The organism is Arthrobacter sp. PAMC 25486, from assembly GCF_000785535.1.
In the GTDB taxonomy this organism is placed as follows: Bacteria; Actinomycetota; Actinomycetes; order Actinomycetales; family Micrococcaceae; genus Specibacter.
The window spans coordinates 1,248,379-1,264,146 of sequence record NZ_CP007595.1; the positions used below are offsets into that span (position 1 = coordinate 1,248,379).

Genomic DNA, 15,768 nt, shown 5'->3' on the forward strand with positions numbered 1-15,768 from the left:
GCACAAGGAAAACGGGCTCTCCGTGGTTCGTTGTGAATTCTGGTTTCGTGTCCTTGAACAGAGGTGGCTCGTAGCCCTGTTGTGATGGATGTTCTGACGCATTCATCGATGACAGGACTACGTGCCTTGAACGAGCTTACTTTGGTGTACCCTGATGCTGCCACAACGATCTTCAATCTTCACGATTACCGCGTCATGGGAGCCGAGACGTTGAGTTTCGGCCAACGCAGAATCCATATTGAAAGCACCATTGAATCTGGGTGCCCTGGCTGCGGTGTCATCGGCACCCGTCGCCACTCTGGCCGGCAGCAACGAGTCAAAGACATACCCATTGCCGGCCCGGTGGAAGTCGTGTGGGCCAAGCGACGGCTGTTCTGCGACGAATCATCGTGCACCCGCAAGACCTTCTCTGAAGCCACGCTCGAGGTCCCAGCTAGGGCACGCTGTACGAGCCGGCTCCGCAACGCTCTCGTGCGCGCTGTCATTGACTCTGGCCGTGCCGTAACGGAAACCGCCACAGCGCACGGGGTCTCGTGGTGGCTGGTGCAAAAGGCCCTGACCGCGGCTGCAACGAAACTGCCCAACATTGATCTCTTACGGCCACGCATGCTCGGCATCGATGAACACCGCTTCCGATCCGTCCGCTTCTTCAAAGACCCGGAAACGAGTCTCTGGAAGCGCATTGAGCCGTGGATGACAACGATCGTTGACCTGGATACCGGGCAGATCCTGGGTGTTGTTGACGGCCGAGACCACACCGGGGTCGGTGCGTGGCTGATCAAACGGCCCTTGGAGTGGCGGCTCGGCGTTCAAGAACGTCGCCATTGATCCCTCGGCAGCATTCGTCAAAAGCATTGCGGATGTGGCTGCCCCGCACCGCTGTCTCGGTGGATCATTTCCATCTGATCCAGCTAGCGAATCAGGCACGGACAGAAGTCAGGCAACAACTTTCTCATCAGGTGCGGGGTCGTCGTGGCCGGGCCGGGGATCCTGCCTGGGCGCACCGGATGCTGCTCCTGCGGGCCAGCGACACACTCTCAGATCAGGCACGGGCGAAGCTAGAGAAAGGCTTCGCGACCGATGACCCGACGAGGAAACTCAAGGCTGCCTGGGACGTGAAAGAACAAGTGCGAACACTGCTGCGCACCGGCTCCTTGGAGGACGCCTAGCTGGCCAAGGAAGAACTCGAGCGGCTGGTGAAAGAATCCAATCAGCCCGAGACGACCAGGCTCTGGCGGACCATGTGCCGATGGTGGAAAGAGAGCGAGGTCCTCATCGTCACCGGTGCCACCACGGGAAAAGTAGAAGCCAACAACACCAGCATCAAACACATCAAGAGGACAGGGCGCGGATTCGTCAATAGCACCAACTACACAACACGTATTATGCTCAGGAGCGCCGCCCAAACAGCGGTGAATCATCCATGACAACAATGGAATTCACCACGAACCACGGAGAGCCGGAAAACCTGCCGAGATAGGGGCGTGGATCCGCGGTCACTGGGCCATTGAAAACGGCCTCCACTACCGGCGCGACGTGACCTGGAGAGAAGATCACAGCAAAGTCAGAAACGGTGAAGGGCCACGAGTCATGGCCTCCCTCCGCAACATCGCCATCACGATCCTGCGACTCCAAGAAGAAACCAACCTCGCCAAAGCCACCCGCGCAGCCCGAAACTACCCCGACCGGGCACTCAAGCTAGGCGGCATCACTACCAGCTAAACGACATTGCAGCCGCCCCGGTCCCATCAGGGACACGGGAGCTATGTATAGCCAAATCATGAACTCAATTCCCCACGAGCTACGAAGAACCGCAAATGACAGGATATCCCATACTCCTGATATATTCTAAACGGCCCGAAGTCAGAAAATATTCTCCAATAGCTTTAACCACGACTCTGAGACAAAGTTGCGAGAAAACTTTTCCAATATACGTGTTCTTGCTCGGTCACCCATACGCTTTAGATCGCTGGGATTATCTATACACCAAATCATCGCTGTTACAATGGCCTCAAAATCGTCATGATCGACCAAAAATCCCGACTCATGAGTGATAATTTCACTCGGCCCGTAATTACAATCCGCGGCAATCACAGGAGTTGAACTGATCATCGATTCTCCAATAACCAAACCAAATCCCTCATGCTTCGAACACAAAACCGTCGCACTATACCTCACCATATGCGAACGAACATCAGATACCGCTCCTTTGAGACTGACAGACTGCTCCAATTTCAAATCTCTGATAATCTGCACTAATTGCTCTCTTGCTGGTCCATCACCGAACACATCCAGCCTCGCTTCAGGTCTCAATGCCTGCACCTTGGAAAAGGCAGTGATAATTTCTGGGAGTCTTTTCAAATCAACCAACCGGCCAAAAAATGCAAAACTTGATTCTAATTTCGAGCCAACCGGACTTCGTGGAAGATCGTCTATAGCTTGCGGAATAACGTCAACCTCAACACCGTCTCCAACGACAGCCTGCAGATGTTCAGCCTGCCGTTGCGTTGAACACACCAACCGATCCCAGCCGCCATCATTATTCAAGACGGATTTATAGATATCACGCAGGCCGCTACTTGGGTCGTTAGGTTCAAGAAGATGATTTTCATGAAAAACCGCAACCTTCTTCACGTCAGGTCGTGAGATAGAATTAACAATGTCCATCATCTCGGTGTTATCAACTATTACAACGACAGGCCCGTCAATTTGCTCAATTTGGTCGCGCACCCATGCAATCTGGGCCTCACGTGTTCGTTTATAATACATGACGTTCGTGGAATCTCCGTTGTAGACAAAGAATCCAGTCTCATCTTCTTTGTCATTCAACCAACTCAAGGCATAGGCTCCACCCAATCGGTTTAGATAGGTGGTTTGTGTAAATTTTCCTCGATCTGCATTTCTCAGGTTACGACGATGAAGCGATCCAAGTGGCGAAAATTCATCAACTCTTATAACTTGACGCAGGTCATTGAAGAACCTGCGCTTGCAACTACCGTCGTTCGACTTCCTTTCATTATAGACGAGGTTTCCATTCGCAGAAAAGAATCGAGAAAGATTTGGATCTTGAATTTGCTCGAATAATTGATCCTTGTCTGGCAATGAGACATTTCCAGTCTTTAGTGAAATAGCCCTAAAGTGCTCGTAAAAATTTCTAATCTCAACACCGTGTCCAACGCTGCCATTTTTACGCATGTTCGCCACGTATTCAATTTGATCCGCCCGATAGTCCAACGTAAACACGATGGAGGCTGTACCGTATTCTACAAAATTGCTTGACCTCAAAAGCGCTGAACTAGTCATACCCCCTTTGGGCCTCCATGTACCCGTCAAGATTGAAACCACTGTTGTTTCTTTCATTGAGCTAATCCATCCATAATATTTACACTGAACTCATTTCCTGAAATTATCGGTTCTGCATCTTTAGTAAACCAGATACCACTACAAAAGGCAGACCTGGCGTCTCTACTCTACAGCGTATGCGAAACCAATATGGACTAAGGCGCCAGACACTAGCATCCAAACTGAAGTTACGTTGGCTCTTTCCCCGGTTTCCTTCTAGATTCCGGGGGAAGGGCCACTTTTGTACCAATATTTGTAGCCACTAAAATATTGGTAAAACCCCTTCACTTTTGCCACTGTGGGGCATATTCTGTGGGTATGACGAAGACTGTGCCTGCGATGCATGTAGCCGTGAACACGTCCCGCCGGGTGAACAAAGCCGGGGTCGAGGTCGAGTACCGGTCGGTGCTGCTGCGCACCTCGTTCCGGGAGGACGGGAAGGTCAAGCACGAGACCTTGGCGAACCTCTCAGCCCTGCCAGACACTGCTGTGGAGACGCTGCGTGCCTCGTTGGCGGGCAAGACCATGGTCGAGGCCGGCGCCGCCCTGCAAATCCTCCGTTCCCTGCCCCACGGTCATGTTGATGCCGTGTATGCGATGGCCCGCGGGCTTGGTTTTGAGGCGATGCTCGGCCCGGCATGTCGGGAACGTGATCTAGTCATGGCGTTATTGGCGGCCCGAATGTGCGCCCCGTCCTCGAAGCTGGCAACGCTGTCTTTCTTCGCAGATACGACCCTGGGCCGGGATCTGGGACCGGTGAGTACCGATGACCTGTACCGTGCCATGGACTGGCTCGGAAACCGCCAAGCAGTGATTGAGAAAGCGTTGGCGAGGGCGTACCTGCGCCCGGAGGTCAACCCGGATAAATTGGCATTGTTCGATCTCTCCTCGTCCTGGGTGACGGGCACCCATAACCCGTTGGCCGCGTTCGGGTATTCGCGGGATAAAAAGCGGGGTGTGGAGCAGATTGAATACGGGATGCTGGCCAACCGGGCCGGGGTTCCGATCGCTGTGCGCGTCTTCCCCGGCAACACGGCGGATCCGACCGCGTTCATCAGTATTGCCGCCGAAATCCAGGACCTCGCAGGGGTCCAGGACATGGTCATGGTTGGGGACCGGGGCATGATCACCTCCGCCCGCATTACCGCACTGAAGGACACCACGTTGGGGTGGGTCAGTGCGTTGCGGATCACCGCGATTCAGGAACTGGCCCAGGACCAGGGCCCGTTACAGATGAGCCTGTTCGATCAGCAGAACCTGGCCGAGATCACCCACCCCGACTACCCCGGGGAACGGTTGATCGCGTGCTACAACCCAGCCCTGGCCGCCATGCGCAAACACAAACGTGCCGAGCTGCTCGATGTCACGGAAGAGCGGTTGAAAACCATCCAGAAAGCAGTGATCGCTGGCCGGCTCAAGGACGCCGGGAAGACCGGGCTGCGGGTCGGTAAAACGCTGGGGAAAAACAACATGGCCAAGCACTTCACCCTGACCATCGAAGACACCTCCTTCACCTGGGTACGGGACCCGGAATCCATCGCCAAGGAAGCTGAATTGGACGGGATTTACGTCATCCGCACCAACGTCACCGAGGAGTCCATGGATGCTGCCGAGGCGGTGCGGGTTTACAAGTCGTTGGCGAACGTGGAGAAGATCTTCAAGTCCCTGAAATCACGGGACCTGCATGTGCGCCCGATCTACCACCACACCGAGGAACGGACCCGGTCCCACGTGTTTTTATGCATGCTCGCCGGGCACCTGACCTGGCACCTCCGCGACGCCCTGAAACCCTTGACGTTCACCGATGAGGACCGTCCCGTGCCCGAGGAACCCGTCGCCGCCGTAAACCGCTCCGCCGCCGCGCAGCGTAAGGCCAGCACGCAGCAACTCGCTGACGGAACCCCCGCTTACACCTACCAGGGCCTGCTGCGCCACCTCGCCACACGGACCCGAAACACCATGACCATGGCCGGAACCACCGGCACCTTCGAGCTCCTCGCCACCCCCACACCAACCCAACACCAGGCCCTGAACCTCATCCGAGACCACGCCAAAACCTACAGAAAGTAGCCAGACACCCCAGACACTAAGACAGGAAGATCCCCGGGTTTCCGGGGATCTTCCTGTCTTAACCTGCGTAACTTCAGCCTAAATACTTCTGGCAATAGGAAGGTAGTTTACAGATTGATTGAAACAAATAGAAGGCAGTGCTTTTTTATTGACATGAAAACAAAGGTCACGCGAGAATTGGAATTGATGCATGAGGTAGCCAAGAAAACATTTCCGCCTAATGGGACAATATTTCGGTCACCAGGATAACTTCATAAGTCAGCATGTCACTATTCTGGCAATTCTCCGCGAACATCTATTGCCCGAGAGCCCTGATGGACTCAACCACTCGTTGACAATTGTTGGTGTCCATGTATGCAAAAGTCTCCGAAACGCGTTTCTCATACTTCTCGAATGGCACAAATCCATTGGCCGCCATTACATCAAGCCCTTCAAAGACACGATCAACGCTTTCAAATACTGGACCAAATCCATCGGCTTCGTATTCGTAATAGCCTTTGCGGTAGCTGTGCGTGCCAGAGAATATGGAATCAGAGTCGAATTGGAAATAGACAATAGAGGAACCAACCATCGCTGCGTCAAAGGCAATAGACGAATAGTCAGTAATAGTTACAATTGATTTCGCTAACAGATCCTGAAGGCTCCCCGATTTCGAATCAAATATTTCTATATAACTGGGGAGAGCAACCAGATTCGACAGACTATTCATAGCCGGGTGGGGAATAAAAACAACCTCAAGTTGATGTAAGTTCGCCAATGACAAAACTCTCTCATCTCTCAAAAACTTAAACCAGTTCCTGCCGAACTCCGAATTTTCTAGAACTTCTTTGCGTTCAGCATCGTCCACGGCGTCAATCAGCTCATCACGTAGCGACTGGCGCCAAGTCGGCATGACTACGATGGTTCGACGATCTGACGGATCAACCAATTGACGCTTAGAGACTAAAGCATCAAAGCGGGGAAGTCCCGTCAGCTTAGTCTCATCTGCAGTGAATTTGTACGGCGACAAGGAGCCTGCAATTGACTCGTACTCTGGTTTGGTTGATGTAACAAACATCGACAAATCCTTCGAGTTTAGCCACCGTGACAGGTCATCCTTGATCACGCCATGCTGCAAGAATACGAACTTGGAAGAATACGTGCCGAACCGCTTCTTGTCAATGGGATATTGCACGCCGTGGGTGGCATCTGATGAAATCTGGAAATCCGCAGCCAATGTCAAAGCGACTGCATCCCGTGAACCATAGTCAACGAGCTTGAAACCCTCCCGATAGAGGCGTTCCCAATCTGCCGAGTCTTTACTCAACAAGAACCAAGCATTTATCTCGGGATGTTCTCGTGCAATGAAGCGGTACAGGTGCTCACCATTGTCATCAGCTTTATCGATACGGTCCATGACTACCCATGCACGTTCATACTTTTTCTGAACTGAATCTGACTTGGCCCAGGCAAGAGTCGCTCGGTCCATTTTGTGCTGCCTCGCCATGAATGCGGCCTCAGTTTTTCGCGAAACAACACGCTTGGCAACATTCGTCGCAGCTCCGACTGAACTGCCACCAAACACGAGTCGGTCGATGGCAATCCGATTTCCCAGTTTCGCCCGAATCGCCACGGCTCTTTGAAAATGCCGGGCGATAGGTCGAGTGCTGGTCATAATCCGCTGCGTGAATATGTTTTTGGATTGCCCAGAGCGAGCCGGGGGCTTGGGTGCAAGCTTCAACGCCCGAGTTGTGACTGGTTTTGTCCACCCAGGCCGTTTGGGCGACGCGAACGGAACAAACTCTTGATTAATCCAAACTTGGGGCGTATTACTTGTCGGCAGCCAAATTGAACGCTCTATCACGAATGTTTCTCCGTAGTATGAGTGCTCAACGGATTTTGTACGAATCGGAGTTACCGACTCACCATTGACCATGAATTTCTCGTCAGGAAGAACACCACTGTAGGTATAAACGATTCGCGTTGGCGAGCTATCCCTTTCTGACCAAAGAAAGGCACGCTTAACCTTAGACCCTTGGCCCTTGAAGTGAGTAAGAATAGCCTCTCTCGTAAGCCAAGACCAAGCAGTCACGTTATAGGAGTCGATGGTGTCACGCTCAATGTAGGTAAATGTCTTGCGAAGAAGTTCCATCAGCAATAGGCGCTGGTCTTCTTTCAACCATGCCGTAGAGCTGTTCATCTTCTTGTCTTCTGACAAATACCATTGAATGTCATACAAGACCATATTCTGTGCCCAGACAGGAACATAGCCCAGTTTTTCGCGCAAACCGTCAAGCAGGCCGATATACCCGTACTTTAGCACGTGGTCGTAACGTTCGGCTTGTCCCCAACCCGATTGAACTAGCGACGAACCGTCTCCACGCTTTCGATAGAGGTAGCGCGCATTGGAAACCAATCCAACAATTGGTTTTTCCAGATAGCTCATGAAACGACCAATGAACTCGCCGTCTTCAAATGTAGGTTTAATCCGTTCGTCAAACCGCAGATCATGTTCGTCAATTACACTCTTCCGGAGGAATATGGACGCACCACCAAGTTGAATATTATGGGGGTCTTTGTCCAAATCCACTAACCGTTCGCCAAAGAAGTATTTTCTGGCTAGTGGGTGGTTATCACTAATCCTGCCAGTCTTTTCCTGCCATATCATAACCCTCGTTGTAAGTATAGATGCCTGGCGGTCCTGGTCGCGTTCAATAAACGACGTAACATTATCAAAGTATGACTCTTGTAGGGCATCATCTGGGTCGCAGAACGTCACCCACTTGTTCTTAGCCATATCGAGGCCAACATTCCTGGCAGATGCTGGACCACCATTAGGTTTTGTGGTGTGCCTAATGACGTTGGGGTACTTTGAAACCCACTCTTTGACCCGGTCATAGGAGCCGTCAACGGACGCGTCATCAATGATAATGATGTCCAAATCCTCGAAAGGAAAAGACTGCCGGACAAGCGAATTCAGGAATGTATCGACATAGTCGACAACACCGTACAACGCTACTACAACGGAAAATAAACCTTTAGTCACAGTTCCTCAGAATTTCTACTTTATTACAAGATTCAATCATTAGCAATGGCATTTCTCCGTTGCAGCAAGCCGATAACATGAAATTATGGACGGCAACAATCCCGCCGCCAGCTTATCTCTTGGATCAGCACGGCGTCGATGTCACCCAAAATATTCGCTAATCGGAGTGCCTCTTCGTAGTACAAGAAGGCGTTCGGCTGATCATCAGCCATCTCGTAGTTACGTGCAACTGAAATGTTCAAGTCCCAGAGCATTAACTCTGATTCATTACTTTTCTCGTTTATCCTCGTTACAATTTCCTGATATTCGAATGCAGCCTTCGTATAGGTACCGAGACTCTCTGCACATGCTGCTGACGCTATTTTACCCATCAGAGATATTTCGAAGTTTTCCGGCTCCTGGCTTACGCTTTGATCCAAAATAACTGCCAAATGAGATCTTGCTTCCTTGAACTTTCCCGCCTTTGCCAAGGCGCACCCATACATAATTTGCATTCTGTAATCATGCTGAGACAGTTCATCGGGTGAATCGAACGACCGGCTTGCGATAAGTTTGTACCATTTCACTGCGCGCGAGTAGTTCCCTATTTCAAAGAACAGATCGGCGACTTTTGATACGACCGTGGAGCCGAATTCTTGGCCTGCCGAGTTGAAGCCCCGATTTCCCTCAACTGCCAAGAGAACGGACAGCGCCTCTTCTCTCTCGCCAGCCGCATCCAGTGAACATGCCGTGCGGTACTGAGCTCGCAGGTTCATGATGCTGTTGACACCAAATATTCGTTCGACATCGAGCTGAAGTGATCTTAGTTCGTCCAGAATTGTGTCATCTGGCGCAGAACCTTCCAAGATAGCTGCCCGGGCGAACCGGGCGTTGATAGTCAACTCATCGGCCGCTCCATAGAGCGACAGAATCTCAGGCAATACCTGCTCTATGAAGGCCTGAGCGCCGGCGACATCTCCGAACTTGGCTGTCAGAGACGCAATCCTAACCTCATTTTCGTAGCCAAGGCGCGTTTTCACCCGCCTCGTTGAAGCCATCAATTTCCTGCAATAGGTGCGCAGCTCCAGTTCCTGCTGGAAGAGTCCAGCCTCGTGCAGTAGCTCACATTCAGTAAGGCTGCAGCGCAGTACCAGCAAGGATGCGTTGCCTTGAGTAACTTGTCCCCGGCGTCGAATCGATCTGATGACTGCCAGACGGGCGTGAACTTCAGCTTGACTGTTCAGCACCAGGTCCATTCCATGGAATATGCCTGAAACAGAGACGAAAAATCCTCCTAGAGACTGCAATTCCTGCAGCTCTGTCAATGCTTCAAGTGCCAATTCTTCTCGATCCAATTCCTTGGCAGTAAAAGCCACTCCTTCAAGTGCCGACTCCACAGAGTTGAGGACCACATGGGCCGGGTGGTCTGGCTTCCTTTCCATTGCTGCTGCACGGAAGAGATTGTGCGCACCAAGGATATTTCCTTCTTGGACCATTGACCATGCACCGCCGATCATGTGCTGCGAATCAGTGATCAACGGGTTGTAAACGAACTTATATTTTCCATCTCGGATCGCATCGCCCAATCGACGGCTACTTTGTACAGCGTCGGTCCACGCATATACGTAGGCCTTAAAGTTCTGAAGGCGTGGGTTCTCGTCACCGTTTACGTCCATGGCAGGCGATTCGAGAAGCTCAATAGCTTTAATTGTATCGCCCAAATTGAAGTGGGTCCATGCGAGCTCGATTCCCAACAGCTGTTCCGTCTCGACAGAGATAACAGCGCCAGAATCAATTATTTCTCGCTGAATTGACTCAATTAATTTCAGTGCAGAACTATAGTTCCTATTCAAGTTCAGGTACTGGGAGGCGCAGAGTGCGGCCTTGGTTTTGGTCTCGGTACCCCGAACGAGCCGTGGAATTATTGAGATTAGGAATTCAGCTGCTTCATTACACCGCCCCTGAGCTCCTGCAATCCTTGCGAGGAGGGAAGTCCCTCTCACTAGCTGTTCCGGATCTAGGGCCTCCGAGTCGACCAGTGTGTTTAGGATTCGTTCCGCTGTATCCGCATCACCCGTTAACCAGTGGGTGGTGGCGCTTGAAAGCAAAACCTGGATACCAAACTCACTGGGGTCATCACCCGTTAGCTTGAGATCAGCCAGCACAGCGTCCGCTAACCGGAGGGCATATTCAGGGTCGCGTTGGGCACCGACGTTGTCAATAAAGTCGACTATATCCTGATTACTGAGAGGATCAGCGTAGTCGCGGGTTCCTATCCGACGTAGAACCCGTGCTTCGGCCTGCAGGTAATTCTGCTCTTCCGAACCGGTTTGGTTGGAGTCAGATTCGTTTTCGTTAGTCAAAGTCTTCTCTATCTAGTTCGTCGATTGCACAAATATTTGTAATATACTTGAAGCGTGACAATCAGAAATTGTATTTATACGGATGCTCCGATCGTCATTTTCTAGACGATGGTGATACCGTATATTCGTTCGTATGTAATACATCGGAATTTATGCTTACATCTTCCAATCGCGTTGTGTTCCATAACGAACGATCTAGTCCACGGTGACATTGTTTTTTGAGAACCGCTTGAATCAGGGCTTAGAATTATTGCTTCAAGTTGTTTTTTGAGATCGGTGCAGTTGTTTCCAGGGAAGTTCGAATACAACGTGTCGACACTCTGGCGCATTGGCCCACCGTGCTAAATACGGCGGCAAAGTCTGCGTTGCTCCATGGGTCCCTCAGACATCCCTCATGTCGATGCCAATCATACGAAACACCCGAAGTTTTCTTCTATGGATCCCTTCGGTCTCATCAAGTCTCCGTCGCTGCATCCATGCCAAGTTTCATGTCATGTTGATTCGTCCAGGCGTTTCGGTGCTGCAAGGCCGACTAGTTGGCTGCTTCCAACTGCGGCTATGTTGGCAAGCTTCAGCCTTCTGGTAAGGGCCGAACCCGTGCATGATCATCTGTATCTCAGGCTGAGATGTTAGTTCGTTAGTTAGTCCCCCCAATAGAGATTTAGTAAGTCGGACGCCAATACCTCGACAGCTGTCAACATTGGCGATGGATTTGCGTCTGAGTGCGCCCCGACAGGAGCAGCAGCAACCGAGTGGAACCTAGGTCACATATTCTGCTGCGCCTCGAAATGTTTACCACAGCTATCTGTACGAGCACCATGTATCGAGCAGAGAGTTTGCTCTTAAAAGTAGCATGGACACTGCCTGCTCGGCACGATGCTGACATGCCAACCGGGCACGAGTGAGACGTTTTTTGTATCACTACCGCCTCCAAGTTGCGCTCTCCCACCATCGATCGCCCTACAATATGGGTGGTCAAAGTCATGCAGTCGGATAGCTCTTCGTGGCGACTGACTCAATGAGACCTACACAACAATCGACCCCTATCCACAACATATTCACCCGTGGAAGCAACGATGAGTGCAGCAAATTCGACTCTCACCAAGGGCCGCTCCATTTGCACGGCCTGGCTACAAGGGGGGGGGCAAATTTACGGCACAGGATTCTCCAACGCTGGTTGCAGGACTCTCGGCGGTCTTCCGCAAGGCATCTGGCCTCAGACTCGAGACTGATCGACAGCCATGCTTGAGCGCTTGTGGGCCCTGATCTCTACGGACAGTCATATGGCCATTGCACCTTGTAACCTCGACAGGCTCACCACTTAGCTGAACGAACGGCTCAGTTGGCACCGGTAGACTCGTTCCAACTAAGTATTATTTGCACGCAACTTTTCCCTGTATAAACGGAGCCTTTATGACACCGGACAGCAACATGCCCACACCAGAAGATGATCCAAATGACACCGGCCAGGGCCGTCGTTTGAAGCGGAAACGGCCCAACATCAAGCGGCGCAAACGCGTGGTTGCAGCCGGGGTGTCGGGAAGCGTCCTTGCTATCGCCGTAGTTTCACTGGTGGTGGCTGGTTTTCCGTTGTTGAACAATGCAGGCGGCACCCCTGTTGTGGTAAAGACCACGCCTCCCCCCATCGTTGTCACTACGCCAGCGGCCCCGGAGACGTTCCCGGCCTTTGAGCGCCAGGACTACGTCCAACCGGAGGTTCCGGAAACGGCAACCGAGCAGGTGGCACCAACCACCGTCACGGTTGGAGCTGAAACCACTGGCGAAATCATGCCGCAAGGTTTGTCCGGACTGTCTTTGGACACGGACCACATGGTCGATGTTCAGATGAACCCGGATCTATCCAACCTTGCTGAGCGATTGAAGATGGCTGGCAGTCCGGTGCTCCGCTTCGGCGGCCAGGCCGCGGACCGCCGTTTCTTCTGGACATCAACGGACGAGCCAATTCCGAATTGGGTTGTGGCCCCGGCGTACCCGACCGATACTCGCCCTATTATCAAGGTCACCCCCGACGTGCTGAGGAACGTCAACCGACTACTTGAAGCCGGTGATGCCCGTATCCTCTTGACCGCCGACATGGGCCATGTTGATGCCGCTCGAACGGCCGACTACGCCAAATATGCCGACGAGATATTCGGAGACCGCCTTGTTGGCATGAGCTTCGGCAACGAACCCAATGGCTGGGGCCCCACCCCCAACCCCTATTACGAATTGCGCTCAGATCCTTCTTGGTCATTCGAACACTACATTGCTGAGGCGATGCCGGTGGCGCAAGCTGTTGTAGACGCGGTCCCCAATGTCAAAATCGTTGGACCAGACGTCTACACCGAAGGTTGGTGGAAAGACTACGTTGCCGCCGGCGTCCCAAACCTCGCGGCCCTGACATTCCACAACTATCCGTTGTCTGTCTGTGCTCCCGAGACGCCCGACGATCCACAGTCGCGCTCGATCTCCAACATGTTGTCTCGCCACACCAACGAGGCATCGCGAGCATATGCTGAGGCCGCCGTTGCCGTTGCTGACACAGCAGGACTGCAGACCTGGAACACGGAAACCAACGCTTCCTCTTGCGGCGGCTCCAGCGCCACCACCAAGAATCATGCCTCCGGCCTTTGGACGCTGAACTATGCACTGACACAGGCCAGTGCCGGCGTCAGCCTGCTGAACTTCCACGGCGGCCTCGAGGCTTGCAAGGGTGGCGCGCCTATGGGTCCATTGTGCGATACAGGCACTGTTCGCCAGCCCTCAGGGGACATGGCCATGCGTCCTGGCTTCTACGGCATGATGATGACCAACAAGCTGGGTTCCGGAGACTTCCTACGGGCCGAATCGGCAGGCAGTGAAAACATCTACGCCTACCCCGTCAAGCACGCCGACGGCACCATGAGCGTTATGGTCGTCAACCAGAACGACCCCATGGCACAGGCACCCGCCGAGATCACGCTGACACTGCCCACCCAGGCCGCAACGGGCACCATGACCCAGATGTCCGGTGCCAGCTTCGAATCCGAGGACACCACCCGCATCGATGGTCTGGAAACCAACGGCGAACCCTTGGAGACCCAAGGCAAGATCCCCGGCTTCAACGCTGGCGACCAGAAATTCACCATCGCATTGAACTCCGGCACGGCAACCATCCTGAACTTTACGTTCTAGCCCCACTCAAGCTTCACCAATTAATGCGTAACGGCGGCACACACCCTGGTGCCGCCGTTGCTGTTTATGCGGTGGTTGTGTCCCGGCGGATCCGTCGGTGTGCCATTACTTACTCTCGTCTTCGCAGACAGTGCCTGCACCGGTTTCTGTACTCAGGAGGATATCGGACATGCCCAAATTCCACGGTGCAGTTTAATGGCCGGTTGCAACGAAAACAAGTGGTAATTGAGTGTCAACATTCCAGCTGGTGATGAATGCACGCCCTTTCACTGAACCGTTCAGTGTCGGATCGTCGAACAGGCTTCCGTCGTACCAGTGTCACGGTCGAAGCGGTGGATAGATTTTCCGGACGTTGAGCCCTGAACTTGAGACCTGAACTCTTGGAATACTTGATATGAGCAACGTCGAGGCAACACTTGCCACGTCCAGGAACCGTCGATCAGGCTGCTACTCCTCGCCTTTGGGAACTGCTGTCAGATTCCCAAACGACTGGAGCCCTCATTGCTGCGCCACAGCTGGTCAATGATGCGGTAGCCCAAGTAAGAGTCAGTCATGATGGTCGGTGGGTCGGGGGCTGGCGACGCTGTCATTGGACAGTGGCTGAACACGTCCCGCTCCGGGTCTTATTCTGCCCCGCCCCCAAGATGTTCCCCTCGAGGTCCTTCACAGTGACCACGGCGTTGGGGCGTATTTGTGGGTCGTGCCAGCAGTCACCACTCCGTCAGCAAATAGGTTTGGACAGACCCCAAGTGAGTGACGCTGAAGGGCGGCGTCATTGACCCGCGAACGTCCGAACGTGAGCCTACTTCTCGTGTCAGTCGAGTCCTCGACAACCATCTTGAACGTCACTTTCCAGGCTCGCCAAAGTATCGTCCGTTGACGCCCGCCGACGGCACCGCCTTGGGTGCCCGGGTCAACGTTTGTGGAGTGGTGGCACGGCTCGGATGTGAGCTGCATTATTCTGCTGTTAATCAGGTGTTTCCAGCTATGTCGACTAAGCTCCCCTGAATGGCGTCACGCGCCACGTCTGCTGCCGCTATCCCATAGTCAGGCGGCTGACTAGCGCCACACACTCACTTAGGGAAGTTGGACCACACAATGACTTTTCAGGCTGTAATTCTTGCTGCTGGCATGGGCACGCGACTGGCTCGCCCCCACCCGAAGCCCATGACTGAGCTCAATGATGGTCGCACCATCATGCACCAGCAACTGAGCAATCTGCAGTCCACGTTCGGCAAGAAACTGCGCCTGACGGTTGTGGTTGGTTTTAAGATGGAACAAATCATGGAGCACGTCCCGGACGTTTCCTTCGTTTACAACGAGAACTTCGACCAAACCAATACCTCCAAGAGCCTACTCAAGGCATTGAAGAACTCCCCCAAAGGTGGCGTCCTGTGGATGAACGGTGATGTGGTCTTCGACCCACAGATCCTCGAATCCCTGCGCGAGTACATCAAGGCGGGCCAGTCCTTCATCACCGTGGACGTTTCCTCAGTCTCCGACGAAGAAGTGAAGTACAGCGTCGACGAGGACGGTTTCATCGACCAGCTCTCCAAACGCGTCCCCCACGATGCTGCCCTAGGCGAAGCCGTCGGCATCAACTACGTCTCCAAGAAGGACAAGAAGAAGTTCATCAAGCGTCTGGAACAAGTCGATGAACAAGACTACTTCGAAGGCGGCATCGAACTCACCATCAAGGACGACGGCGTACGCTGGCTCCCCGTCGACATCAGCAAGTACTACGCCGTCGAAGTCGACTTCCCCGAAGACCTCGAGCAAGCCAACCGACACCTCTGAGAGCACCAAGCGGCTCCG

General features: G+C 53.1%; 8 protein-coding genes and 1 pseudogene. 6 read left to right on the forward strand and 3 right to left on the reverse strand.

Going from position 1 to position 15,768, the window contains the following annotated elements; translation table 11 throughout:
* Positions 1 to 126 precede the first annotated feature (126 nt).
* The 3 genes and pseudogenes from art_RS22895 (at position 127) to art_RS23135 (ending at position 1,722) form a co-directional block, all read left to right on the forward strand.
* On the forward strand, positions 127 to 828 hold the full coding sequence (locus art_RS22895; RefSeq protein ID WP_253901490.1) for a transposase family protein: 702 nt from the start codon (positions 127 to 129) through the stop codon (positions 826 to 828).
* Between the two features lie 32 nt (positions 829 to 860).
* A pseudogene (locus tag art_RS22900) lies at positions 861 to 1,427 on the forward strand (transposase).
* 163 nt (positions 1,428 to 1,590) lie between these two features.
* On the forward strand, positions 1,591 to 1,722 hold the full coding sequence (locus tag art_RS23135) for a hypothetical protein (RefSeq protein ID WP_301537954.1): 132 nt from the start codon (positions 1,591 to 1,593) through the stop codon (positions 1,720 to 1,722).
* Between the two features lie 141 nt (positions 1,723 to 1,863).
* Here the strand turns inward: art_RS23135 and art_RS21530 are convergent, their stop codons facing one another.
* Positions 1,864 to 3,360 carry a glycosyltransferase gene (locus art_RS21530; RefSeq protein WP_082000127.1) on the reverse strand — a complete coding sequence of 499 codons (1,497 nt, stop codon included), beginning with the start codon at positions 3,358 to 3,360 and terminating at the stop codon, positions 1,864 to 1,866.
* Between the two features lie 300 nt (positions 3,361 to 3,660).
* Between art_RS21530 and art_RS05810 the strand changes: the two genes are divergently transcribed.
* Complete coding sequence (locus art_RS05810; RefSeq protein WP_052136046.1) at positions 3,661 to 5,412, forward strand: IS1634 family transposase; 1,752 nt, start codon at positions 3,661 to 3,663, stop codon at positions 5,410 to 5,412.
* A gap of 295 nt (positions 5,413 to 5,707) precedes the next feature.
* Here art_RS05810 and art_RS05815 read toward each other — a convergent pair whose 3' ends face one another.
* Both art_RS05815 and art_RS05820 read right to left on the reverse strand, forming a co-directional pair.
* Positions 5,708 to 8,437 carry a CDP-glycerol glycerophosphotransferase family protein gene (locus art_RS05815; protein WP_038463114.1) on the reverse strand — a complete coding sequence of 910 codons (2,730 nt, stop codon included), beginning with the start codon at positions 8,435 to 8,437 and terminating at the stop codon, positions 5,708 to 5,710.
* A gap of 83 nt (positions 8,438 to 8,520) precedes the next feature.
* A complete protein-coding gene (locus art_RS05820; protein ID WP_038463117.1) occupies positions 8,521 to 10,779 on the reverse strand; it encodes a hypothetical protein in 2,259 nt (752 codons plus the stop codon).
* Positions 10,780 to 12,192: 1,413 nt separating this feature from the next.
* Between art_RS05820 and art_RS05825 the strand changes: the two genes are divergently transcribed.
* Both art_RS05825 and art_RS05830 read left to right on the forward strand, forming a co-directional pair.
* Positions 12,193 to 13,953: a hypothetical protein gene (locus art_RS05825; RefSeq protein ID WP_038463119.1), complete on the forward strand. Its 1,761-nt coding sequence runs from the start codon at positions 12,193 to 12,195 to the stop codon at positions 13,951 to 13,953.
* A gap of 1,098 nt (positions 13,954 to 15,051) precedes the next feature.
* Positions 15,052 to 15,750, forward strand: a complete 699-nt coding sequence (locus art_RS05830) for an NTP transferase domain-containing protein (protein ID WP_038463121.1) — start codon at positions 15,052 to 15,054, stop codon at positions 15,748 to 15,750.
* Positions 15,751 to 15,768: the final 18 nt, after the last annotated feature.

Coding starts and splice junctions, on each gene's coding strand:
- art_RS23135 (WP_301537954.1), top strand. CDS start 1,591: ATGGCCTCCCTCCGCAACATCGCCATCACGATCCTGCGACTCCAAGAA.
- art_RS21530 (WP_082000127.1), bottom strand. CDS start 3,360: ATGAAAGAAACAACAGTGGTTTCAATCTTGACGGGTACATGGAGGCCC.
- art_RS05810 (WP_052136046.1), top strand. CDS start 3,661: ATGACGAAGACTGTGCCTGCGATGCATGTAGCCGTGAACACGTCCCGC.
- art_RS05825 (WP_038463119.1), top strand. CDS start 12,193: ATGACACCGGACAGCAACATGCCCACACCAGAAGATGATCCAAATGAC.
- art_RS05830 (WP_038463121.1), top strand. CDS start 15,052: ATGACTTTTCAGGCTGTAATTCTTGCTGCTGGCATGGGCACGCGACTG.